Origin of the sequence: Lelliottia nimipressuralis, from assembly GCF_041464075.1 — a bacterium.
Classification (GTDB): domain Bacteria; phylum Pseudomonadota; class Gammaproteobacteria; order Enterobacterales; family Enterobacteriaceae; genus Enterobacter; species Enterobacter nimipressuralis.
This window is the reverse complement of sequence record NZ_CP167172.1, coordinates 477,455-502,352: the sequence shown is the minus strand read 5'-3', so window position 1 is coordinate 502,352 and position 24,898 is coordinate 477,455. Positions and strand designations below refer to the sequence as shown.

Sequence of the window (24,898 nt, the reverse complement as noted above, 5' to 3'; positions counted from 1 at the left end):
GATGTTATTTCCGGTAGCGAGATATTTCTGGACAGAAATAAAGGTTATCGACCGCTACCGGAAAAAGTTTACACTTTAAGCAAATTCAGGGTGTTATCTGTTGAGCGGTGTGGTGCTAACGCGCGTCACAGGCGAGCTGAGGCGGTTTTCCCACAGCACCGTCAGGCCTCGCTGCAGCGTGATAAAGATGAACAACAAAATGCCAATCGCGATTTTGGTCCACCAGGAGCTCAGCGTGCCGTCGAAGTTGATGTAGGTCTGAATAAGCCCCTGGATCGCCACGCCAAACAGTGTCCCAAGCACTGTCCCCACGCCGCCACTCAACAGCGTGCCGCCAATCACCACCGATGCAATCGCATCCAGCTCTACGCCCACGCCCGCCAGCGCGTAGCCCGCCTGGGTGTAGATGGAGAAGACAATCCCCGCCAGCGTCGCCAGCCCCGTCGAGAGCATATAGATGCGAATGGTCGTGCTGCGGGTGGAGATCCCCATCAGATTCGCCGAGGTCGCGCTGCCGCCGATGGCGTACACCTGGTTACCAAAACGGGTGCGATGGGCGAGGAAAATGCCAATCACCACCACGCCTAACATCAGCAGGCCCATCGCGCTCAGACGCCCGCCGCCGGGGATTTTCCACGCCAGGCTTGAGAGCGTGTCGTAGATCGGGTGGTTAATCGGGATCGACTCTTCCGACACCAGATAACTCACGCCGCGCAGGAAGAACATTCCGGCGAGGGTAATGATAAACGCCGGGATCTTCAGGGCATCGATCAGCAGTCCCATGAACGCGCCAAACGCGCAGCCCATCACCAGCACCAGCGGGAAGGCCAGCAGCGGCGAGATCCCCCAGAAACCGATCGCTTTGGCAAGGAATACGCCGGTAAAAGCGATCACCGAGCCGACGGAGAGATCGATCCCGCCAGAGAGGATCACGAAGGTCATGCCGACGGCGATGATCCCGAGAAAGGCGTTATCCGTCAGAATGTTGCAAATCACGCGCGTGGAGGCGAAACCGGGGAATTGCGTCAGGCAGTAGAGATAGCCCAGCACGAAGACCCCCAGCGTGATCATGAGCGGTAAATTACGTTTTATCATGGCCGCGAATCCCCTTGATGATGCTAATAAAGCGCGACGACTGAACAATCAGCACGCAGAGCACAACCACCGCTTTCACCACCTGATTCAGCTCCGGCTGGAAGCCCGAAAGCAGAATGCCAGTGTTCATCCCCTGGATAATCAGCGCGCCAATCACCGACAGCAGCAGGTTAAAGCGCCCACCCATCAGCGATCCGCCGCCAATCACCACCGCCAGAATGGCGTCCAGCTCCAGCCACAGCCCGGCGTTGTTGGCATCGGCACCGCGAATATCGGCGGCGACGATGATCCCGGCAATCGCCGCGCAGACACCGCTCAGCACATAGGTCAGCATCACTACCAAACGGGTGCTGACGCCCGCATTTTTCGCGGCGCGAATGTTGATCCCGACCGCTTCGATAAACATCCCCAGCGCCGTTTTGCGGGTAAACAGCCAGAATACGATCAGCGTGACGAGGGCAATGATCACCGGCGTCGGGAACAGCAGCAGCTTGCCGCTGCCGATCCACGCCAGCGACGGTGAGTCAAAGGTGACGATCTGCCCGGAGGTAATCAGCTGCGCCACGCCGCGCCCGGCCACCATCAGAATTAAGGTCGCGACGAACGGCTGAATTTTGAGAAGCGAAACGAGGATCCCGTTCCATAGCCCCGCCAGCACCCCGGTGCCCAGCGCCGCTAAAATCACCACAGGCAGACTGTGCCCGGCGACCGTCATCGAGGCGGCAGTCGCGCCGGCGATAGCCATGGTCGCCCCCACAGAGAGATCAATGCCGCCGGTGGCAATCACCAGCGTCATACCGATCGCCAGCAGCGCCACCGGTGCCGCGCGGTTTAGGATATCGATGGGGCTACCGAACAGCCGCCCATCCTGCAAAATGATCTGGAAAAAGTGCGGCGCAACGAGGCTGTCCACCACCAGCACCAGCAGCAGCGCCACAATTTGCGGCGTGCCGGTTGGCCAGCTGAAGCGGCGCCTGGACTCGCCAGGCTTCGGAAGAGAACGGGACATCACGATTGACTCCTTATGCCGCGATGGCATTCATGATCGCCGGAACGGAGAGTTCATCCAGCGGGATCTCTGCCACCTGCTTGCGATCGCGCATGATAATCACGCGATCGGCATACCCCACCAGCTCCTCAAGCTCGGATGAGATAACCAGCAGCGCCAGACCGTCGGCGCAAAGCGTTTCGATCAGGCGAATAATTTCCGCGTGCGCGCCAACGTCGATACCGCGCGTCGGCTCATCGAGGATCAGGAACTGCGGTTTGGTCAGCAGCCAGCGGGAGAGCAACACTTTTTGCTGATTGCCGCCGGAGAGAAACTCAATCGGCTGTTCAGGACTGGGGGTGCGAATACCCAGCTGGCGGATAAAGCGTTCAGCGATGGCGATCTGCTCGCGCTTCGGAATGGGCCGTAGCCAGCCGCGCTGCGCCTGTAGCGCCAGGACGATATTTTCGCGCACTGAAGCAGCGGCAATGATGCCGTCGGTTTTCCGGTCTTCCGGGCAAAAACCGATCCCCAGGCACGAGGCCTGATGCGGCGATCGCAGGGTTTGCGGTTTGCCTTTGATCATCGCGCTGCCGCTGTCGGCGGGCTTGATGCCGAAGATCACCTCGGCGGTTTCGGTGCGACCGGACCCCAGCAGGCCCGCCAGACCGACAATTTCGCCGGGACGCACTTCCAGGTCGAACGGCGTGATGGTCCCTTTTTTGCCGAAATCTTTGAAGGCGGCGACGGGTTTGTCGCTCAGCAATGTGCGGCCTGCGCGCTGCAGCGCATGGGTGTCCAGCTCGCGACCCAGCATCATTTTGACCAGTTCGATCTGCGGCAGCTCGCGGGTGTCGCGGCAGCCGACAAAACTGCCGTTGCGCAGAACCGTAATACGATCGCTGACCTGATAGACCTGATCGAGGAAGTGGGTGACGAAGATCAGGCTGACGCCCTGATCGCGCAGCTGGCGCATCAGGGTGAAGAGCATTTCCACTTCCTGAGTATCGAGGCTGGCGGTGGGTTCATCGAGGATCAGCACTTTGGCAGAGAGATCGATGGCCCGGCAAATAGCGACAATCTGCTGCATCGCTACGGAAAAGCGGTTCAGCGGCTCGCGTACGTCGAGGGAGAAACCGTAGGATTCCATCAGCCGGGTGGCACGCGCCTCCATCTCTTTTCGGCGCAGCAGACCAAACCGACGCGGCTCACGGCCAATAAACAGATTATCCGCCACCGACATGTTCGGCAGCAGGTTCACTTCCTGGTATACGGTCCCGATGCCCAGCTGCTGGGCGTGAGCGGTATTTTTCGGTGAAATGGCGTTGCCTTCCAGCCAGATGCTGCCGCGATCGGCGTGATACACCCCGGTTAAGGCCTTGATCAGCGTCGATTTCCCGGCGCCGTTTTCCCCGAGCAGTGCCAAAATCTCACCGCGTCGCAGGCTGAAATCGACGTTATCCAGCGCTTTCACGCCGGGGAAGAATTTGCTTAATCCTTCGGTTCGGAGGATTTCCTGGTGTTGTTCAACGGTCATGGTTCCCCCTGCATCAAGCTGGATGGCGCTACGCTTATCCGGCCTACAAAATCGTGTACTGTAGGCCGGGCAAGCGCAGCGCCACCCGGCTTTTTTCCTGGTTTAAAGGCTTAGTAGCCCATGTTTTTCTTCTTCTCTAACTCTTCTTTCGCCGTATCTGGCAGATAGAGGGTCGATTTGGTGATGGTCAGCTGTTCAGGTTTGGTGCCGTCTTTCTTGAATTTCTCAAGGGCATCAAACGCCGGACCAGCCATGTTTGGCGTCAGCTCGACGCTGGCATTCGCTTCGCCGTCGATCATTGCTTTGTAGATATCCGGTACGCCGTCGATAGAGCCGGTGAGAATATCTTTGCCCGGCTTCAGGCCCGCTTCTTTGATCGCCTGAATCGCACCGATCACCATGTCGTCGTTATGGGCGTAAACCATGCAGATGTTTTTGCCGTTGTTTTCCGCTTTGATGAAGCTCTCCATAACCTCTTTACCTTTACTGCGGGTAAAGTCACCGGACTGAGAACGGATGATTTTGATGTTTGGCGCTTTGGCGATGGCTTCCGCAAAGCCTTTCTTACGGTCAATCGCCACGCTCGCGCCGACGGTGCCTTGCAGTTCGACGACGTTACACGGCTTGCCATCCACCTGCTTAATCAGCCAGTCGCCAATCAGCTGCCCTTCGAGCACGTTGTTGGCGGTGACGGTGGTCATATAGAGAGATTTGTCTTTGACATCAATGGAACGGTCGAGCAGGAATACTGGGATTTCAGCGTCTTTGGCTTCTTTCAGCACCGGTTCCCAGCCCGTCGCCACCACCGGCGCGATGAAGATGGCGTCTACGCCCTGGGCGATAAACGAGCGCACCGCTTTGATCTGGTTTTCCTGTTTTTGCTGGCCATCGGCGATTTTCAGCGTGATGCCGCGCTTTTGGGCTTCGCTTTTCGCGACATTGGTTTCCGCCGCTCGCCAGCCTGATTCCGAGCCAACCTGTGAAAAACCGACGGTTAATGGTGCGGCCATCGCCATAGACGACATGGCTGCCGAAACTGCTGTGACAAGAAGTAAGCGCTTCCACATAATGATGCCCTCGTAGCCCAGGTTATTGTTGGTCAAAAGATGTTCTGCGAAAAAACTATAGCCAATGGGCGATGTAACGGATTGCGTTACATCACACTTCAGAAAAGTGAATAAAACGTTAATCACAAGTTTGTAATCGCTTTCATTCGCCCATTAAATATGCGGCTGAGTTTATGGATTTTCCTGTCATGGAAAGGGTCTGAAAATGGCACGAGGATGCGGATGAGAATGAAAACAGGCGGAGACTTTCGGCGCGAGTTGGCTATAATACTCGCCACTTGTTTAGCATACATATAGGACACTCACATGAGCTTACTCAACGTCCCTGCGGGTAAAGAACTGCCGGAAGACATCTACGTTGTTATCGAAATCCCGGCCAACGCAGATCCTATCAAATACGAAATCGACAAAGACACCGGTGCGCTGTTCGTTGACCGTTTCATGTCCACTGCGATGTTCTACCCGTGCAACTACGGTTACATCAACCACACCCTGTCTCTGGACGGTGACCCGGTAGACGTGCTGGTCCCAACGCCATACCCACTGGCCCCAGGTTCTGTGGTTCGCTGCCGTCCGGTTGGCGTTCTGAAAATGACCGACGAAGCCGGTGAAGATGCGAAACTGGTTGCGGTTCCGCACACTAAGCTGAGCAAAGAGTACGATCACATTAAAGATGTGAACGACCTGCCAGAACTGCTGAAAGCGCAGATCACTCACTTCTTCGAGCACTACAAAGATCTCGAAAAAGGCAAATGGGTTAAAGTTGACGGCTGGGACAACGCAGAAGCAGCGAAAGCTGAAATCGTTGCATCCTTCGAACGCGCTGCTAAGAAGTAATTCTTACGCCCAATGCTAAGCCCCGCGAGTCGGGGCTTTTTTGTGCCTGTCATTCCATATCCCCTTAACAATTAACCGGTTATTGTCCTACCAGAAAAGGTAGCCGTTGTTCACATAACTCAATTGATAATGAGAGTAGATATCATTATCATTTTCACTTCGTAAATAAATGTGAATAAACGTCAATGACCCTACACAATGTGAAGACCCTCAAAGCCTCCGTCGCACTCGCGGTTACTGCTGCTTTTATGCTGACCAGCGTGTCTGGTTACTCGGCCACCCTGCCAGAGAAAGACTTTATCACCCAGCCCGTGGGCCACGGTGTCTACGAACTGGCCTACGACGGAGAGGCAAAGGTGCTGTTTGCCGCCAGCGCCCCCTCTTTTGATAAAGACAAAACCAACGGCAAAATCTACAAGCTGAACCTGGAAGATTTGACCGGCACGGGCGTCATTGAAACCACGCGCCGCGCGTTTGCAACTGTGCTGGACGAAGAGAGTCAGACGCTTTACGTGGGCAATACCCTCGAAGGCTCCGTGACCCTGATCGATACGCGCACCGGCAAAGAGCAGGCCGTGATTCAGCTCGCCGACACCAGCAACCCGAAAGATATCGCCCACACCCGCGAAATGGTGCTCGATAAACAGCATCACCGCCTGTACGTTACCGGCGTGGTGGAGAAAGGCATCGTCTGGGTGGTGGATACGAAAAAGCGTCAGCTCATCAACACGCTGACCAATATGGGCGAGTACCCGACCGGGCTGGCGCTGGACGCGGAGAAAAACCGTCTGTACGTGGTGAATGGCCGCAACGAGCTGATTGCTGTAGATACCCAAAGCGATACCATCGTCAGCCGGTTCAGCGTCGAACCGGAGAAAAAACACTTCTTTCTGAATATCGCCCTCGACAGCAAAAACAACCGCGCCTTCCTCACCGACCCGGATTTACCGAAGGTGCTGGTGGTGGATATCACTACCGGCAAGGTGCTCCAGCACATCGACGTCACCAACTCGCTGGCGGTGCTCTATAACGAAAAGCGTCACGAAGTTTACGTCACGCACCGCAACGCCAAACTCATCAGCATTATCGACAGCCAGACGTACCAGCTGAAAAACAGCATTGCGACCACCGCGATGCCGAACAGCCTCGCCCTCTCCTCCGACGGTAACGTGCTGTACGCCAGCATTAAACAAGACGAGAAAGTGGCAAAAGAGAAACCGGATTACGTCATCAAAATCACGCTCGATAAGCTCTGATTTCATCCCCCCACACCTTGCGGCGTAAGACCGCAGGGTGTTTTTTTATTTTTCCTTTTGGGTTTATGGCTATGAAAACGCGTCAATTTATTACGTTCACAGGCATGGTGGCGTTAACCGGCACACTGGTTTTACCCGCGCAGGCGGATGATGAAATGGTGGTCACCGCCACCGGCTTTTCACAACAGAAAAAAGAAGCGCCCGCGACGATTTCAAGTATCGATCGCAAAACGCTGGATATTCAGCCCGACCAGACCATCGGCGACGCAATTAAAAATATCCCCGGCGTGTCGGTCTCTAACGGCGGCAGCGATATGGCCAACGGCAGCATCATGATGCGCGGTATGGATTCGAGCTACACGGCGTTTATGGTCAACAGCGTGAAGCAGAACACCAGCGAATCGCGCCCCTATGGCCAGGATATCGGTGCCGAAGCAGGCTTTTTACCGCCAATGGAAGCCATTGAACGCATCGAAGTGATTCGCGGCCCGATGTCATCTCTGTACGGCTCTGACGCCATCGGCGGCGTGGTGAACGTGATCACCAAAAAACCCTACGGCGTGGCCGACTGGACCGGCGCTATCGCCGCCAATACCTGGCTGCAGGAGCATAAAGATCTGGGCAACACCAGCCAGCTGAACCTGTTCGCGATGGGACCGCTCATCCAGGACAAACTTGGCCTGAGCATTGCCGCCGACGGGCTGGATCGCCGCGATGACGAGCGCCAGAACTACTTCGGCAAGCACAACCGTAAATCCGTCGATGCCACCCTGGGCCTCAAGGCCAGCGAAAATAACCTCTTTGACCTGAATGTGGTTGTCGGCGAACAGGAAAAAAATCGCACCAAAAAACGCGGTACGCCGTGGATGTGGAAATTCGATCGCGACGCCGTGACCCTCACCCACACCGGCTGGTATGCGGATGACACCATTGCCACCACTAACTACATCAACTACGAGAAAGGGCGTTCGAAGTACCTGCTCGATAACACCTCGCCGGAGTACGTGCAGACGGAAAACTACGTCGCCAACTCGCAAACCACTTTTACCTTCGATAACCATAAACTCACCGTCGGCGCGAACTTCACGCGCGAAGAGCTGAACGACCACTTCTATGAGTCGGGCAAAACGCTGCCGGGCGTCGAGCCGGTCACCAAAGTGACCCGCAACGGCTGGGCGCTGTTCGCGGAAGATGGCTGGGCGATTAACGACTTTACCTTGACCACCTCCGCGCGCGGCGATTACGACAGCTACTTCGGCGCGCACATCACACCAAAACTGTACGGCAACTGGGCGATCTCCGACGCCTGGGCGCTGAAAGGCGGGATCTCCGCTGGCTATAAAAAACCGGAGCTGCGCGCCACCTCCGATCAGTTTGTCACGCCGCACGGATCAACGCCGCCCTATCCGTTCCTGACCGTGGGTAACGACGATCTGAAACCAGAGAAAAGCCTCAACGCCGAAACGGGCCTCTACTGGACCGGGGAAGCCGTATCGCTGGACGGCACCGTCTTCTACACCCAGTTTAAGGACAAGATCTCCGAGCAGACGATTTGCGAAACCACCGCCACCAACCAGTGCGAAGTGAACGGCTATAAAGCGGATTCCGTCGATAAATACTTTAACGTCAGCAAAGCGGATGTTTACGGTATCGAGCTGAATGGCGACTGGCAGATCACTCAGGATCTGAAAGCGAATGCGAACTACACCTACAACCACAGCGAGCAGAAATCCGGCGTGAATAAAGGCTACGCGCTGAACGACTATCCGCGCCACATGGCGAACCTGTCGCTGAACTGGGCGGCAACGCAGTCGCTGGATCTGTGGAGCAACGCGAACTACCGCAGCAGTAACCGGGACAGCAACAGCGGTACGAAGTATGAGGCTTACACGCTGGTCGATATCGGTGCGCGCTATAAGCTGAATAAGAATACGCAGCTGCTGGCGGGGATTTACAACCTGTTTGATGCGGATCCGAAACGCGAAACGTCGTGGGGAGAATACGGGCAACTCGAAGGGCGTCGGTATAATCTTGGCGCGCGCATCGAGTTTTAAGGTACCAAAAACAACGCCACCCGAAGGTGGCGTTGTTTTTATCAGTACTGGTCTCTGTCTAACCAGTTACCGCTTTCAATCAGTTTCAATCCATCGACCGGACGCTGGTACACGTACATCCATGCACTGCCATACGGGGTCTGGATCAACTGGCGTGCATATTCACCGCCCCTGGTGCGCAAGGCATCAAGTTCGGCAAGTGTAGCGTTATCAATACGATAAACTTCACCCTGTACCGTCCCGTTCCCCGGAACCGCGCCTGGATAGTGGCCCAGACTGTACAACTGGTAGTTCTCGATATTGTAATTTCCCAGCAACTGGGCGTTCGTCATCCAGTGACTGTTGCCCTGCCTGGTGCGTAAACTGCCGTATACAAATATTCGCATTGCTAAAACTCAAACTGATAGAGCAAATCGAGCGCCTGGTCTACGCCAGACACCGCTTCCAGATATAGCTTAGGCATCAGCCGATAGCGTAGCGTGAGAGTTGCCAGTGAGTCAAAGATCCCCACGCCATATTTCACCTGTAGACCCGGCAGTACATAGCCGCTGACCACCACCTGCGAAGAGTCACCGACCCCCTGGGTGTCCAGCGCCAGATTACTTACGCCAAACGTCTCGCCGATTTTACCCACAACCTGACCACTTTGTGCAACCCCCAGGCCGACTAACATTGAGGTCATCGCCGCACTATCGCTCTGCTGGCTGTCCAGACCCTGCCCGCGCAGCAGATAAGAGAGCGCTTCCTGCTGCGACATCGCCGGATCGGAGAAGATCTCCGCCTTCGGCTCGTCGGCCGTTCCAGTGACGCGCACCCCGGCAATCACATCGTTTTCGGTCGACTCTGGGTTACGAATCGCTTCGATGTTGAGCAGCGGCTGGTCCGGCGGGCCGGAGAACAGCAACTCACCTTTGCGCACAATCAGATCCTGGCCGTAGGCGTGGAAACGCCCTTCCGGAATGTTAATTTGCCCGTTCAGGCCCAGTCCTTGCTGATCCTGCGCCACTTTCAGGTCACCCGTCAGTCGCGCCTTCAGGCCAAACGCATCGAGACGCACGTTGTTGCCAACGTGAATGATCAGGTTACTGTTAATCGGAATCGCGGCGCTTTTAGTTTCGACCGGCTTCAGATCGTTATTCAGCATAACCTCATCACTGGAAACGCCGACGGCGCTTTCCGGCACGTCGTGAACCACGATGCGCGCCCACGGCACATCGACACGGCCATCGAGGGTAAACAGGCTCGGCGTCGCCTCGAACACCACATCCGGCGACACGTCGAGGCGCACCATTGGTGGCACCGTGATACGCACCCGGCTGCCTTTCGCCGCCACGCGCGCGCGCCAGTTATCGATCTGGCTCCAGTCGGCGTCACCGCTCAGGTTGATTTGCCCTTGCTGCGTACGCACCACCCCGGCCAGCGTCGAGCTCATGCCGTTAAAGTTCATTGAGAGCTGGCTCGGCTGCATATCAAACGGCATAAAGTTGCCGTCGATATCCACACCGTTGAGCTGCATCTGGCCAAACAGCTGTGGGCTTTCGGCGTTGCCCGCCAGACGCAGATTGGCGCTGAGCATCCCCGCCGCTTTTTCGCCGCGGGAGAAGATCGGGTTCACCATCGCCAGGTTCATATTGCGAATATTGACGTTACCGCCCAGATTACGCCGTCCCTGCGGATCGGTGATCTGCACCTGGCCGTCAAACTGTCCGTTGTTGGTCAGGCGAATCAGCCAGCCCAGCTCCGCACGGTTGTTATGCAGATCCGCCGTCAGGTTCAGTGTCTCGAACGCCACCGGCAGCGGCGCGTCGTTCACCGTCTGGGTCACTTTTACGTTGCGCCCGGAGAGGGTCACGTTACCTTGCGGCAGCCCTTCTTTGGTGGTGTCCCAGGACACATCGGCTTTACCGCTAAAGACGCCGCTCGCTTCGGTAGTTTCTGGCATAAACGGCTTGAGCATCGCGAGATCGAAGCGGTTCAGATTCACCACCGCACGCCCTTCCGCACCGGCATCAATGGTCTGCGGCACGCACAGTTCGGCGTTCGGGTTAGTCCAGCAGTGTGGCCCGATGCTGATTTTCTGCTCGGCATTGCGGTAATCCAGCGCGATGGAGCGGGACAGCGTCAGTGGCCCTACCGGCGTGCTGAACCGGGTATTATCCAGAACCCCTTTCCAGCGCTCCTCTTTGCGGTCGAAACTCCCCGTCAGATGCAGCTGGCCGGAGACCGGCTCGCCCTGCACGCGCAGCTGGAGGTCGTGCTGCTTCTCGCTCCCTTTTGCGTCCAGCGTGACCAGGCTGATATTCACATCCGGCTGGGAAATCCGCTCGACGCGCAGGTTCAGGTTACCCGCGATCTGATCGGTGGATTTGACGTCGCCTTTCACCAGAACGCGCGCGACGGACAGCTCCTGCCAGCGCAGATTGTTGGCGGTGATATCCGCCAACAGCTGCGGCGCATCGACGGTGCCACGCACTTTAACTAAGCCTTTCGCAGTGCCGCCGAGGCCCGGCAGGGCATTGTCGAGATTTGGCGCATCGATGGTGGCATCCAGATTGAGATCTTTCACGCCCAGCTCGCCTTTGATATCGGCGGTGTTGCGTCCGAGCGCCACGTGCAGTTTCGGGATGATCCACTGCAGATAGCTGTTCCCGCGCAAAGAACCTTCGACGTTCACTTTATTCTGCTTCACGTTGCCGGTGATTTTGAGCTCCGGCACCTCCATCTGCCAGCTTTCGCCGTACAGACTGCCGCGCGTTTTGATCGTCCCGTCGAGTTTCGACGGCCAGTCCGGCACCTCTTTGGCGGTGTTGAGCCCTTTGAGGTTCAGCTCGCCGCGCCAGCTGATCGCTTTCTGCCAGTCGAGCAGCGCCGTCAGTTCGGTTTTGCCTTCCAGCGCCGCCACGGAGAGTTTGTCGAGGTTAATCTGCTGCTCGTTACCCTTCGCATCCAGGGTAATGTCCGCAGGCGGTAACCCTTCGCCTTTCACCGACGTGCGGAACGACAGGGTGTAATCGGTCATTTTACCGCTCAGCTTGAGCTTCAGCTTATCGGCCTGGAACTGTTTTTCGCCGGTAAACGGCCAGTAAAGCTGTTCGCTCATCACCTCCAGATTCAGCGGTAAACCCGCTTCCGCCAGCTGAGTCTGCCCGCGCAACACCATATCTACCGGGCCGGAGAGATTCACGCCAAACTCCAGCTTCTCGCGCAGCGCACCGCCCACTTTCAGCTTCACCTTTTCGCCTTTGAGCGGGTCGATATTCAGGGCGCTGTTGAGGGTGATATCCACCGGCCAGTTGTCGCGCAGCAGCGCCTGTCCGGTCGCGTTCACGCTCCCCTGGTTGGTATCAATATCCAGCGCATCGAGCTTCATGGTGCCGTCGATGCTGCTCACTTTCAGCAGCATGTTGAACACGGTCAAATCCGTGTCGCCCGTCAGGCGCAGCTGTTCGCCCTTAAACTCTTCGATATTCAGATTGAGCGGCAAATGAACGTCGGTCATCTCCGGCAGAACCGGCTTCGAGAAGAGATCTTTCAGGGTCTCGCCGAGCGGTTTCTCTTCCGGCTGCGGGTTCTGAATTTTCGGTTCGACGATCTCTTCCTGTGCCACTTTCGCCACTTTCGGCAGGGCGATCAGCAGCCCCTGTAGAGAGGTCGGCGTCAGCGTCAGGTTTTTCTCCTGCCAGCGCAGGCCGGAGGTGAAGTCCATTACCGAAACGGTGGTGTCGTCGATCTTAATATTGACGTTATTGAGCGCCACGCGGTACAGCGCAATCGGATAGGGAGTGGAGAGGTTCAGCGGGCCGCTGTCCTCCTCCTCGACAGGGGCAGATTTCGGCATTTTGTCCGAATCTATCGCCACGTTGACGTCTTTTAACGACAGATCGTTGACGCACAGGCTGCTGTCACGCAGACAGCTGAGCTTAACCGCAAGGTGAAACTCGCCCGCGTTCACCGCCACGCCGGGCTGCTGGTAGCGGATATTCTTCAGACGCAGATCGCGCCAGCCGCCCGTCACCTGGCCAATCTCAAGCCCCGGCACCCAGCGGTTAGCCGCGTTAAACAGCAGATGCAAGCCGGTGGTCGTGCCCACCAGGAACGCCACCGTGCCGAGCAGCAGCACGATAAAAATCAGAACGCCGAGGCTGATCTTCTTCCATAAACTCATAATTCAGGCCCCAGACCGATGTAAAACTGTAAACCGTGTTCGTCTTTGTCGCCGACCGGAACGGCGAAATCGAGCTTGATCGGCCCGACCGGCGATTGCCAGCGCACGCCCACGCCCGCACCGGTTTTGAAATCGCTTTTGCGAATATCGCTCACCGCTTCACCGCCGTCGACAAACATCGCTCCCCACCATTTGCCGCTGACGTTGTACTGGTATTCCAGCGAGCCGGTCGCCAGTTTGGAGGCCCCCATCAGCTGGCCTTTGTCATTTTTCGGGGAGATCGATTTGTATTTGTAGCCGCGAATACTGCGGTCGCCACCCGCGAAGAAACGCAGGTCTGGCGGCACACGTTCGAAATCGCCGGTTTCTATCCAGCCGAGGTTTCCGCGCGTCACAAAGCGGTGTTTGTCATAGAACGTACGGATCCAGACGTTTTGCGCCTGTACTACCGAGAAATCGACGTCCGATCCCCAGGCGGTATTGGAGTAATCAATCGAGTAACGCTGGGAATCGCCCCAGGTCGGCATCAGGCCGCCGCGCGAGCGGGTACGGCTGATCATCACGCCCGGATAGAGCAGCATGGTGGTGTTGGTGACGTTTGCCTGGGTAAAGTGGTCGAGACTCCAGCGCAAATTAATCGCCCGCTGCCAGCCGCTGGAGAGGTCCCAGAAGCGCGACAGCGCGAGAGTGGTGGAGTCAGACTCCGTATCGTTTAAATCGGTACGCTTAAAACCGCCCTGCACCAGGTAATACTGCTCCAGCGGGTTCTTCAGCAGCGGCATTTTATAGCTGAAATCGAGCTGCTGTTCCGGCGCCGAGATGCTGGCGCTGGTGGTCAGGCTGTGGCCGTAGGAGTTCATCCACGGCTTTTTCCACGTCGCTTTCACGCGCGGGCCGACGTCCGTTGAGTAACCGACACCGGTTTCGATGGTGTTTTCGGTACGCGGTGAAACCACGCCGTGCAGCGGTAACACTTTGGTTTTGCGCGCCTTGTCGAATTCCGGCGCAACAACCACGGAGTTAAACCAGCCGGTCGCCGACAGGCGGCGGTTCAGCTCTGCCAGATCTTTTGACTGGTAGTAATCGCCCTCTTTGAAAGGGATCAGGTTTTGCAGATACTCGTCGCGGATTTGCGAGCCTTCGAAGGTCACGTCGCCAAAACGGTAGCGTTCGCCGCTATCGTAATCGATATCCCAGAACGCCTGGCGGCGGTCGAGGGCAACGCCCAGCTGGCTTTTATTGAACTGGCTGTCGAAGTAGCCCTTACGCAGCGCGACGCTGGTAAGCTCTTTTTTGAAGTGGTCGTAGTCGCCGTGGTTCAGCACGGTGCCGACTTTCGGGCGCGTGCCCAGCAGATCCAGATAATCACGGTCAGTACGCGCGCCGCCGCGCAGCACCACGTTGGTGCCGCCGATCAGCACCGGCTCGCCCTTGGAAACGCGGGCAATTAACACCTGACGGCCCTTGGCCGGTGGTGGACGTAAATCGAAATCAATGGTGGGTTCGTAGTAGCCCAGCGCTTTTAACCCTTCGCGGATCGCGTCATCTACGCGCGCGCGAAAGCGCCGGTCCGGCGTCACTTCGTCACTCTCAATCGTTGACAGCTGTGCACGCACGTTTTTTTCCAGCGTCCCGGATAACCCCTCAACCTGCAAACGGACATTCGCCGCGCTGGCGACCCCGCTTGTCAGCAATAAACTGACCAAACAAAACTGGCGGATCTTTGGCACGTTCTCTCCTGAATATCCTTGTTTCCACCCCTGGAAGCAATTGATGTACCGCTCCGCGGCGTATCACGGCATAAAGCCCAAAACCCAATAAGAGGGTTGAAAAATGGCCGAGAGGCCTAATATTTCTTATGTTTAAATCTAGACTCATTCAGCGTATTTATTGTGTTCAATTAAACGCTCCATGACAACCTTAACTGAAACATCGCTGCCCCGGAGGCCATACCGTGAGTTTATTCGACAAAAAGCATCTTGTTTCTCAAGCAGATGCACTGCCGGGACGTAATACGCCAATGCCGGTCGCTACCTTACACGCTGTGAACAATCATTCAATGACTAACGTCCCGGACGGGATGGAGATCGCCCTCTTCGCCATGGGCTGCTTCTGGGGCGTCGAGCGTCTGTTCTGGCAACTGCCGGGCGTATACAGCACGGCGGCGGGCTACACCGGCGGTTACACGCCTAATCCGACCTACCGCGAAGTCTGCTCGGGTGACACCGGCCACGCGGAAGCCGTGCGCGTGGTGTACGACCCGGCGATCATCAGCTACGAACAATTATTGCAGGTTTTCTGGGAAAACCACGATCCGGCCCAGGGGATGCAGCAGGGTAACGATCACGGCACGCAATACCGTTCCGCCATTTACCCGCTGACGCCGGAGCAGGACGCTGCCGCGCGCGCCAGCCTGACCCGCTTCCAGGAGGCGATGAGCGCCGCGGGCGATAAGCGTCACGTCACCACCGAAATCGCCAACGCCACGCCGTTCTACTACGCGGAAGATGACCACCAGCAGTATCTGCACAAAAACCCGTACGGCTACTGCGGGATCGGCGGGATTGGTGTCTGCCTGCCGCCACAGTTGGCCTGATTACTGATCCAGCGCCACGCGAGCCGCGTGGCGCGTGGCATTACTGACCGATCCAAAATCCATCACTTTACCCTGCAACAGCAGGTTAAACACCGACGCCTGTGGCCGGTTCAGCCGCGTCTGAAGCAGGTGCACCGCCTCAATCCCCAGCTCACGACACGGCACCGTGACGCCTGTCACCGGCGCATCCAGCCGGTTTTGCAGATTCCAGGTGAAATCGGTGGTGATAATAGAGATATCCTCCGGCACGCGCAGACCGCGACGCTGCAACGCCCTGAGCACTCCCTCCGTCATACTGGTGCTGTTAGGAAAAATCACCTGCGGCCACTGGGTTTTATCGTGCCCGGCCAGCCAGTCGTCAAGGGCGCGCTCGGCCTCCTCCGCCGTAAACCACTCGGTTACCAGCAAATCGTTTTGCGGATCGAACGGCACGTGAAAATGGCGGTACGCCTCTTTAATGCCGTCGAGGCGTGCGTAGAGCGTCTCCCGACGCAGGCAGGTCATGGTCAGAATTCGGCGGTGGCCCTGCTCGAAGAGATGGCGCATGGCGGTAAACCCGATGGCGCGATGATCGGGCGAAACAGAATCGAGCGCCATTTCCCGATCGATGGAGTTAATTAAAACGCAGGGCTTATTCAGGGTGGTGGCGAGTTTAAAGATGGTGGAATCATCAGTACCGATAATAATGATCGCGTTAATATTTTTATGCCCGGCTTTTTCGAGAAATAATTTTACGTCCGCGCGCTGTTCTTCTAATCCGCAATAACTGATCCAGACATCATGGGGTGCACTGGCTTCGGCAATGCCTTTCGTCACCTCAAGATAAAAAATATCCCCGCGTCCCTGAAAGGTGCGTTCAGGGGCAAACACCGCAATGCCGTTAATCAGCAGCCGCCCGCTCGCCATGGACGCCAGCACGCCAAGTTCCCGCGCGCAGCGCACGATGGCCTCGCGGGCCTTGTCGCTGGTATAGGATTTGCCGCTTAAAACCCTGGAAACGGTGCTGACGGAGTAGCCCGTCAACGCCGCAATTTCGTCCATTTTTAGCTTGCCCGGCATAGTGTGACCTCGCTCGCATTCAGTTTTTGCAATTATTTGCAGAAACAGCCTGTTGATTTTAAAACCAAATTTACCGGGCGTAGGTGTTTACTTATGCGCCTTGCGAGTATTCTCACAAAAACACATTGTCGCTGCGGTTCGCCTTTCCTATTTTCCCCTCATCACTCTTTTTAACGACTTAAGGTGTGACATGGAAAAGGTACGGTTTGGCATTATTGGTATCGGCAATATCGGCACGGTTCATGCGCGCTATCTTTTAGCGGGTGTCGTTAAAGATGCCTGTCTGACGGCGGTCTGCGATAACGATCCCGAGAAACATCACGCCATTCGGCAGCTCGTCGGCGAGTCCGTCGCGCTCTTTCATGAGGCCGAAGAGCTGCTCACCAGCGGGCGAATCGACGCTGTCATTGTCGCCACGCCCCACTACGATCACCCCCGGCTTTCCATCATGGCGATGCGCCACGGCATTCATACCCTGTGCGAGAAACCGGCGGGCGTCTACACCGCACAAGTGCAGGAGATGAACGCCTGCGCACGCGAGTGCGACGTGGTGTTCGGCATCATGTACAACCAGCGCCCTAACCCGCTGTATCAGAAAGTGAAAGATCTGATCGACAGCGGCGAGCTGGGCGAAATCCGCCGCTCTAACTGGATTATCACCAACTGGTATCGCTCACAAAGCTATTACAACTCCGGCGGCTGGCGCGCTACCTGGAAGGGCGAAGGTGGCGGCGTGCTGCTCAACCAGGACCCGCATCAGCTCGATCTCTGGCAGTGGCTGGTCGGGATGCCGGTGCGGCTGCGGGCGTTTTGCCAGTTCGGTAAACATCGTCAGATTGAAGTGGAAGACGAGGTGACCGCCTACGCCGAATACGCCAATGGCGCGACCGGGGTGTTTATCACCACCGTCGCCGAAACGCCGGGAACCAACCGGCTGGAGATCACCGGCGATCGCGGCAAAGTGGTGGTCGAAGAGGGAAAACTGCGCTACTGGCGGCTGCGGGAGTCCGAAACCGACTTTAACGCCCGCTGGCAAAACGGCTTTGGCGAGCCGGAGTGCTGGGAGGTTTCCATCCCGGTCGCTGCGGAGTGCAGCGAACACCACGTCATTACCGCCAACTTCTGCGCCGCCGTGCTGCGCGGCGAGCCGCTGATTGCACCCGGGTTTGAGGGGATCAACGGCCTGACGCTCTCCAACGCCATGCATTTATCAACCTGGACGGACGACTGGGTCACGCTCCCGCTCAATGAAAAACAGTACCTGCGCCTGCTGCAACAGCGCATCGCCACCTCTGTGGACAAAGAGACCACCAGCCGCACCCTGGATGCCTCAGGCACCTGGTAACACCGGAGAAAAGAACGATGTTAAAAATCGCCATCGTGGGAACAGGGAACATCTCGCATAACCATATTCAGAGCTATTTGCAGTTCGGCCAGCGCTGCACCATCGTGGCGCTGGTGGACATCTACCCGGAAAAAGCGCACGAGAAAAAAGCGCGCTACGGCCTGAATGACGCGCACATCTATGAAAGCCACCAGCAGATGCTGGCCGCCGAAGCGGATATTGATATCGTCGACGTCTGCACGCCGCCCTACGTCCACGCCGAAATCAGCATCGACGCCCTGAACGCCGGGTGTCACGTCCTGTGTGAAAAACCGATGGCCGCGTCGCTTGAGGAGTGCGACGCGATGATTGCCGCACAACAAGCCAGCGGGAAAACCCTGTCGATTATCGCCCAGAACCGCTTTACCGACGCCTTCTGGCGGCTGAAAGCGGCGCTGGATTCCGGCCTGGCGGGCAAAATCTGCCACGCGCAGGTGGACTCGTTCTGGTGGCGCGGCCACTGCTATTACGACCTGTGGTGGCGCGGCACCTGGGAGAAAGAGGGCGGCGGCTGCACCCTCAACCATGCGGTTCACCACATCGACGCCATCCAGTGGATGCTGGGCTTTCCGTCGGAAGTGGTGGCGATGATGACCAACGTCGCCCACGACAACGCCGAAGTGGAAGATCTGAGCGCCGCGATTTTCAAATACCCCAGCGGCGCACTCACGCAGCTCACCGCTTCCGTGGTGCACCACGGAGAAGATCAGAAGATTGTGATTCAGGGTGAGAAAGCGCGGATCTCCGCACCGTGGGAGGTGTTCGCCAGCGTCAGCGCCGACAACGGTTTCCCGCAGGCCACGAACGATACGACGCGCGAAACGCAGCTGAATGCGGTATTTCACGAGACGCCCAAACTCGAGTGGACGCTGCATACCGGGCAGATCCACGACCTGCTGCGCGCGGTTGAACAGCAAACCGCTCCGCTGGTCGATGGCGTACAGGGCAAACGCTCCCTTGAACTTATCACCGCCATCTATAAATCGTCCATCACCGGAAGTGTGGTCCGACTGCCCATCTCCCGCGATGACCCGTTCTATCGCACCGGTGGCACCAACGTGCTCGCCCCGCGCTTCTACCAAAAATCCGCCAGCGTCGCCAATTTCAGCGAAACCGGCGCCATTCCATTAGGCAAAAATCTGGACCAGGGGATCTGACCATGAATAAACATGACGGTATGAATTACGCGCCCGTGGGCAAACCACAGCCGGTGGTCCAGCCCGGTGAATTTGTCTTTGCGGCAGCGGCTCTCGATCACGGCCATATCTACGGCATCTGCAACGGGCTGATGGAGGCCGGGGCGACGCTGAAGTGGGTCTACGATCCCGATCCCGCGAAAGTGGATAAATTTGTGCAGCAGTATCCGCATGTGAAGGTCGCTGACTCGCTGGAGGTGATTCTTGCCGACAGCGACGTGCAGCTGGTCGCCGGGGCGGCGGTTCCGTCCGAGCGCTGCGCGCTGGGGCTGAAGGCCATGGCCGCCGGTAAAGACTATTTCACCGACAAAGCGCCGCTGACCACGCTGGAGCAGCTCGATGATGCCAAAGCGATGGTGGCGAAAACCGGGCGTAAATACGCGGTCTATTACAGCGAGCGTCTGCACGTCGAAAGCGCAGTGTTTGCCGGGCAACTGGTGAAACAGGGGGCGATAGGTCGCGTGGTACAGACCCTCGGCACGGGCCCGCACCGCGAAGGGCAAGGCCGCCCGGACTGGTTCTACGAGCGGCGCTATTTCGGCGGCATTCTGTGCGATATCGGCAGCCACCAGATCGAGCAATTCCTGTTTTACACCGGCAACCACGAGGCCACGGTGGTCGCCAGCCAGGCACGAAATTTCAACCATCCGCACCACCCAGATTTTGAAGATTTCGGCGACGCGATGCTCAAGGGTGAAAACGGGGCCAGCGGCTACTTCCGCTGCGACTGGTTTACCCCCAACGGGCTGTCAACCTGGGGCGATGGGCGTCTGACGCTGCTCGGCACCGACGGGTATATCGAAATTCGTAAATATGTCGATCTCACGCGCGGCGAACAGGACGTGGTCTATCTCGTCAACAACGAGGGCGAATTCCGCTATCCGGTGGCGGGCCAGGTCGGCTTCCCGTTCTTTGGCGAGCTAATTCTGGACTGCCTGAATCGCACCGAAAACGCGATGACCCAGGCGCACGCCTTTAAAGCGGCCGAGCTGTGCGTGAAAGCGCAGATGCTGGCAAACGCGGCGGATTAACGAGAGGTGCGGATGAAAACGCTCAATGCAGCCCTTATCGGCGGCGGTGCGATCCACAGCTGCCACGTCAATGCCCTGCGCCAGATGCCTGGCGTGACCCTGCGCGCGCTGGCGGATATCAACAGCGAAGTCGGTTTGAAGCTGGCGATGGCGTATCAGTGCCGCTTTTATCAGGATTATCAGGAGATGCTGCTGGATGACGAAATCGACGTGATTCACATCTGCACGCCGCATTTCGAGCATAAACGGATGATTCTGGCGGCCCTTGCGGCAGGAAGGCATGTGTTCTGCGAAAAGCCGGTGGGGATGAACGGCGGCGAAATCACTGAGATCGCGCACGCCGTGCAGAATGCGGCAGGTCTGCTTGGCGTGTGCTATCAGAACCGGCTCAACCCCACCAGCCAGCGCATCCGACGGGAGCTGGCAGAGGGGGAGATGGGCAAGATGCTGAGTATCAAAGCCGTGCTCACCTGGTCGCGTTCGGGCGCTTATTACACCGAAAGCCCCTGGCGCGGGCATTTTGCCACCGAGGGCGGGAGCTTGCTGATCAATCAGGCGATTCACACCCTCGATCTGATGCAGTGGTTTGCGGGCGGCGTGACGCGCCTGAAAGGGGTCGTCGACAGCGGCGAGCTGGCCGACGTGACGCAAGCCGAGGACAGTGCGATGGCGACGCTGCACTTCACCAACGGCGCACGTGGCCTGTTTTACGCCACCAACTGCCACACCACCGACTCGCCGTTGCTGCTCGAGATTCACTGCGAACACGGCACCTTGCAGCTGTGCGATAACGTCCTGTGGCGGTTGTGCAACGGCGAGCGGGTGAAACTGGTAAGCGACGCATCGCCAAACGGTGTGGCAAAAAGCTACTGGGGTTTAGGCCACCAGCACGCGATTGGCGATTTTTATGCCGCCATCCAAAACCCGGAAAAAGCGGATTACACCGATATTCGCGAAGCCGGAAAATCAATCAACCTTGTGGAGGCCATTTATCGTTCATCCCAGATTCGGCAATGGATTGAGATTAATCAGCAGTGAATAAAAATCGGCCAGAATAAATCTGGTTCATAATAACCCTACTCTGAGTATCAAAATTATGGTCAAACCAACTGAACGCAGGGTTGGTTATGGTGTGGCGCTTGGCTACGGCATAACCGATCTGTTTGGCGGAGGCGCTTTCGCCATTATTGGCACCTGGCTGTTATTTTTTTATACCACCTATTGCGGACTGAGCGTGCTGGAAGCCGGTTCTATCTTTGCTATTGCGCGGGTAATTGACGCCGTATTAAGCCCGATCATGGGTTATATCACCGACAATTTTGGCAATACCTGGCTCGGGCGGAAATTTGGTCGCCGCCGCTTCTTTTTATTATTAAGTTCACCGCTGATGTTTTTATATGCCCTGCTGTGGGTAACCGATATGGGCTACTGGTATTATCTCGGCACCTATTTGTCGATTGAATTATTGTCGGCGATGGTGCTGGTACCGTGGGAAACGCTGGCGGCTGAGATGACCAACCGCTACGAAGAGCGCAGCCGCTTGTCCGGAGTGCGGATGATCTGCTCCCAGCTCGGCGGTTTTCTGGCGGTGTCCGTGCCCGGCGTGATTATGCATTTCACCGGGAAAGATAATCCGTTTACTTATACCCTCACCGGATTGATCTTCTCCTGCGTCTTTTGTCTCGCGGTATTTATTACCTGGCGCACCACCTGGGAGGCGAAAGATGTGCATCAGGAGTCCGATTTTAAAATTGAGACCCACCGCAGTAGCGGTTTACTCAATCACCTGAAATATCTGGTGCTGGATCTCTTCTCCGCCTTCCAAATTCGCGCCTTTCGTTTACACATCATCATCTATATTTTCTCGTTTACCGCGATGGATGTGTTCGGTTCAGTTTTTACTTATTACGTGGTTTATTGTCTGAGCCAGGACGCAGCGGCGGTTTCAGGCTGGCTCAGTATCGCCGCGTTCGCCTCGGTGCCGGGCACTTACGGATTTATGTTGCTGTTAAACCGGCTGAATATTTCTCCGTCGGCGGCGCTGCGAATCGCTTACGGCTGTATATTCTTCGTGCTGGCGTTCTTGTTCGCCGTCTATTACACGGAAACCCAGGTCCCTGCTCTGCTGTTCTCGGCGGTCTTTATTCTGCTTGGCGCGGCGCGTGCCGGGTTGTATTACATCCCGTGGAACATCTACAGCTTTATTCCTGACATCGACGAGATGGTTACCCAGCAGCGCCGGGAGGGGATTTTTGCCGGCGTCATGGTGCTGACGCGTAAAAGCACCGTCGCGCTGGCGATCATGCTGATCGGCGTGGTGTTGCAGGAGTCCGGGTTTGTGAAAGGCAACGGTGCGCAGCCTGAATCGGCACTGTACGCCATTATCGGCCTGATGCTGTTTGCCACCTCCGCGCTGCTGGCGGTGAGTTTCATCACTACCTATAAATTCACCCTAACGCGCGACACCCACAAACTGCTGCTCAAAGAGATCGCCCGTCGCAAACTTGGCGGCGATTACCGCGACTGCGATGCGCGTACCCGGGTGGTCATTAAACAGCTCACGGGCTATGAGTACGACGAGGTCTGGGGCGGTAACGCCGCACGGCGACCAGTGGATAATGTCAGTTTGTCCTGATTAAGGGGCCGGGCAGCACCCGCCTGCCCGGCCTGTTTTTGCCAAAAATGTGACCTCTGGCGGATTTACACACGTTTACGCTATACTACCCGCTGAAATAATCGGCTCAACGCTACGAGCCGATGTTCAATGTGTCTTCACACAAACGAAATCAACTTCCCTTCCGAGGATCTGGCGAGAAGCCGGATAAACTATGTTAAACAGTATTTTAGTAATACTTTGTCTTATTGCCGTCAGTGCATTTTTCTCGATATCTGAGATTTCGCTGGCCGCCTCCCGTAAGATCAAACTTAAACTGCTTGCCGACGATGGCAATCTCAATGCACAACGCATCCTGAAAATGCAGGAAAATCCCGGTATGTTCTTTACCGTGGTGCAAATCGGTCTGAACGCCGTCGCCATTCTCGGCGGTATCGTGGGTGACGCAGCCTTTTCTCCGGCTTTCTATAGCCTGTTCTCGAAGTACTTCTCGCCTGAACTGTCCGAGCAGCTGAGCTTTATTCTCTCCTTCTCGCTGGTGACCGGCCTGTTCATCCTGTTCGCGGATTTAACCCCGAAACGCATCGGTATGATTGCGCCAGAAGCTGTGGCTTTGCGCATCATCAACCCGATGCGCTTCTGCCTGTACGTGTTCCGTCCGCTGGTCTGGTTCTTTAACGGCCTGGCAAACACCATTTTCCGCCTCTTCAAACTGCCTATGGTGCGTAAAGATGACATCACGTCTGATGATATTTACGCGGTGTTTGAAGCCGGTGCGCTGGCAGGTGTTCTGCGTAAGCAGGAGCATGAACTGATCGAGAACGTGTTTGAACTCGAATCCCGTACCGTGCCGTCCTCCATGACCGGGCGCGAAAACGTGATTTGGTTTGATCTGCACGAAGACGAGCAGAGCCTTAAAAACAAAGTGGCCGAGCATCCGCACTCCAAGTTCCTGGTCTGTAACGAAGATATCGATCACATCATCGGTTACGTCGATTCAAAAGACCTGCTGAACCGCGTACTGGCTAACCAAAGCCTGGCGCTGAACAGCGGTGTGCAGATCCGCAATACCCTGATTGTGCCGGACACCCTGACGCTCTCCGAAGCGTTGGAAAGTTTCAAAACTGCGGGCGAAGACTTCGCGGTGATCATGAATGAATACGCGCTGGTGGTGGGTATCATTACGCTCAACGACGTGATGACCACCCTGATGGGTGACTTGGTGGGCCAGGGTCTGGAAGAGCAGATCGTCGCGCGCGATGAGAACTCATGGCTGGTGGATGGCGGCACGCCGATTGAAGACGTGATGCGCGTGCTGGATATCGACGAATTCCCGCAGTCGGGCAACTACGAGACGATTGGCGGCTTTATGATGTTTATGCTGCGTAAAATCCCGAAACGTACCGACTCGGTGAAGTTCTCCGGCTATAAGTTTGAAGTGGTGGATATCGACAACTACCGCATCGACCAGCTGCTGGTGACACGCATCGATAACAAACCGACCGTGCTGGTGCCGAAGCTGCCAGACGCGGAAGAGAAAGCCTCGGCGTAAGTGCCCCACAAACATCAACGGCTCCCAATGGGAGCCGTTTTTATATACTGCTTTAACTACTGCATAGCACGTGGTTAAGCCATCTCAGTTTGCAGACGCATAACCTGGCGGTTGACTTCGGACATCACAGAATAGTGCTGTTTGTCCTTCACTTTCGGGATAAGAATTTTGCCCTTATCAAATTCGAAAGCGCCAACATCCTTGATGTACAACCGTCCTCGGAACAGGATCTTCACGTACTTCGCCACCTGAAGCGGGTTGTAGCGTTGGAAAATTTTCATTCTTGTATCTCCTGCGAATCATACGCTCTTGCGGCGCCACAATCGGGCCGACTGTCCTGAGCGCAAATTTATTGCTCAATGACTATAGACCAGAAAAACGTTGATACCCAGTATGCATAAGTTTATTTACCGTTTGATTACAAATATTCAGAACATTCTTTGCATAGCATTTCTAAAAGCAGTATA

General features: G+C 56.5%; 19 protein-coding genes. 10 read left to right on the top strand and 9 right to left on the bottom strand.

The features are described from left to right. Positions 1–93 precede the first annotated feature (93 nt). The 4 genes from yjfF to ytfQ form a co-directional block, all read right to left on the bottom strand. A complete protein-coding gene (gene yjfF, locus ACB496_RS02400) occupies positions 94–1,095 on the bottom strand; it encodes a galactofuranose ABC transporter, permease protein YjfF (RefSeq protein ID WP_371974254.1) in 1,002 nt (333 codons plus the stop codon). Further along, entirely contained in the window at positions 1,082–2,107 is a 1,026-nt protein-coding gene (gene ytfT / locus ACB496_RS02395) for a galactofuranose ABC transporter, ATP-binding protein YtfT (RefSeq protein WP_371974253.1), read from the bottom strand. Before ytfT ends, yjfF begins: the two co-directional genes overlap by 14 nt. A gap of 10 nt (positions 2,108–2,117) precedes the next feature. Continuing rightward, entirely contained in the window at positions 2,118–3,620 is a 1,503-nt protein-coding gene (ytfR, locus tag ACB496_RS02390; RefSeq protein WP_371974252.1) for a galactofuranose ABC transporter, ATP-binding protein YtfR, read from the bottom strand. Between the two features lie 110 nt (positions 3,621–3,730). Beyond that, entirely contained in the window at positions 3,731–4,687 is a 957-nt protein-coding gene (gene ytfQ, locus ACB496_RS02385) for a galactofuranose ABC transporter substrate-binding protein YtfQ (RefSeq protein ID WP_095284160.1), read from the bottom strand. Positions 4,688–4,993: 306 nt separating this feature from the next. On the opposite strand from ytfQ, the gene ppa reads away from it, so the two are divergent. The 3 genes from ppa to ACB496_RS02370 all read left to right on the top strand — a co-directional run bounded on the left by ppa (position 4,994) and on the right by ACB496_RS02370 (position 8,834). Next, positions 4,994–5,524 (top strand): inorganic diphosphatase, encoded by a 531-nt coding sequence (ppa, locus tag ACB496_RS02380; RefSeq protein WP_064324598.1) that lies wholly within the window; start codon positions 4,994–4,996, stop codon positions 5,522–5,524. 185 nt (positions 5,525–5,709) lie between these two features. Then, positions 5,710–6,780, top strand: coding sequence for a YncE family protein (locus tag ACB496_RS02375; protein ID WP_371974251.1), 1,071 nt, complete (start codon positions 5,710–5,712; stop codon positions 6,778–6,780). A 71-nt stretch (positions 6,781–6,851) separates the two neighbouring features. After that, positions 6,852–8,834: a TonB-dependent receptor domain-containing protein gene (locus ACB496_RS02370; RefSeq protein WP_371974250.1), complete on the top strand. Its 1,983-nt coding sequence runs from the start codon at positions 6,852–6,854 to the stop codon at positions 8,832–8,834. A 41-nt stretch (positions 8,835–8,875) separates the two neighbouring features. On the opposite strand, the gene ACB496_RS02365 is transcribed toward ACB496_RS02370, so the two are convergent. The 3 genes from ACB496_RS02365 to tamA are packed head-to-tail and all read right to left on the bottom strand — an operon-like array spanning position 8,876 to position 14,729. Then, the gene (locus ACB496_RS02365) at positions 8,876–9,220 is read right to left on the bottom strand and encodes a gamma-glutamylcyclotransferase (protein WP_095280525.1); all 345 of its coding nucleotides are present in this window, start codon (positions 9,218–9,220) and stop codon (positions 8,876–8,878) included. A gap of 2 nt (positions 9,221–9,222) precedes the next feature. Continuing rightward, on the bottom strand, positions 9,223–12,999 hold the full coding sequence (gene tamB, locus ACB496_RS02360) for an autotransporter assembly complex protein TamB (protein WP_371974249.1): 3,777 nt from the start codon (positions 12,997–12,999) through the stop codon (positions 9,223–9,225). After that, positions 12,996–14,729, bottom strand: a complete 1,734-nt coding sequence (gene tamA, locus ACB496_RS02355) for an autotransporter assembly complex protein TamA (protein ID WP_100777850.1) — start codon at positions 14,727–14,729, stop codon at positions 12,996–12,998. Before tamA ends, tamB begins: the two co-directional genes overlap by 4 nt. A 224-nt stretch (positions 14,730–14,953) precedes the next feature. On the opposite strand from tamA, the gene msrA reads away from it, so the two are divergent. After that, entirely contained in the window at positions 14,954–15,595 is a 642-nt protein-coding gene (gene msrA, locus ACB496_RS02350; RefSeq protein WP_107702372.1) for a peptide-methionine (S)-S-oxide reductase MsrA, read from the top strand. On the opposite strand, the gene ACB496_RS02345 is transcribed toward msrA, so the two are convergent. Next, positions 15,596–16,654, bottom strand: coding sequence for a LacI family DNA-binding transcriptional regulator (locus tag ACB496_RS02345; protein ID WP_100777852.1), 1,059 nt, complete (start codon positions 16,652–16,654; stop codon positions 15,596–15,598). Between the two features lie 190 nt (positions 16,655–16,844). Between ACB496_RS02345 and ACB496_RS02340 the strand changes: the two genes are divergently transcribed. The 6 genes from ACB496_RS02340 (at position 16,845) to ACB496_RS02315 (ending at position 24,431) form a co-directional block, all read left to right on the top strand. Beyond that, positions 16,845–17,999 carry a Gfo/Idh/MocA family protein gene (locus ACB496_RS02340; RefSeq protein ID WP_371974248.1) on the top strand — a complete coding sequence of 385 codons (1,155 nt, stop codon included), beginning with the start codon at positions 16,845–16,847 and terminating at the stop codon, positions 17,997–17,999. Positions 18,000–18,016: 17 nt separating this feature from the next. Next, complete coding sequence (locus tag ACB496_RS02335; RefSeq protein ID WP_371974247.1) at positions 18,017–19,195, top strand: Gfo/Idh/MocA family protein; 1,179 nt, start codon at positions 18,017–18,019, stop codon at positions 19,193–19,195. A gap of 2 nt (positions 19,196–19,197) precedes the next feature. Further along, entirely contained in the window at positions 19,198–20,265 is a 1,068-nt protein-coding gene (locus tag ACB496_RS02330) for a Gfo/Idh/MocA family protein (RefSeq protein WP_371974246.1), read from the top strand. A 12-nt stretch (positions 20,266–20,277) separates the two neighbouring features. After that, positions 20,278–21,303 (top strand): Gfo/Idh/MocA family protein, encoded by a 1,026-nt coding sequence (locus ACB496_RS02325; protein ID WP_371974245.1) that lies wholly within the window; start codon positions 20,278–20,280, stop codon positions 21,301–21,303. A 58-nt stretch (positions 21,304–21,361) separates the two neighbouring features. Continuing rightward, positions 21,362–22,900 carry an MFS transporter gene (locus tag ACB496_RS02320; protein WP_123429602.1) on the top strand — a complete coding sequence of 513 codons (1,539 nt, stop codon included), beginning with the start codon at positions 21,362–21,364 and terminating at the stop codon, positions 22,898–22,900. A 193-nt stretch (positions 22,901–23,093) separates the two neighbouring features. After that, the gene (locus ACB496_RS02315) at positions 23,094–24,431 is read left to right on the top strand and encodes a hemolysin family protein (protein ID WP_100777858.1); all 1,338 of its coding nucleotides are present in this window, start codon (positions 23,094–23,096) and stop codon (positions 24,429–24,431) included. A 74-nt stretch (positions 24,432–24,505) separates the two neighbouring features. Here the strand turns inward: ACB496_RS02315 and ACB496_RS02310 are convergent, their stop codons facing one another. After that, complete coding sequence (locus tag ACB496_RS02310; protein WP_012015808.1) at positions 24,506–24,712, bottom strand: DUF1107 domain-containing protein; 207 nt, start codon at positions 24,710–24,712, stop codon at positions 24,506–24,508. Between the last annotated feature and the right edge of the window lie 186 nt (positions 24,713–24,898).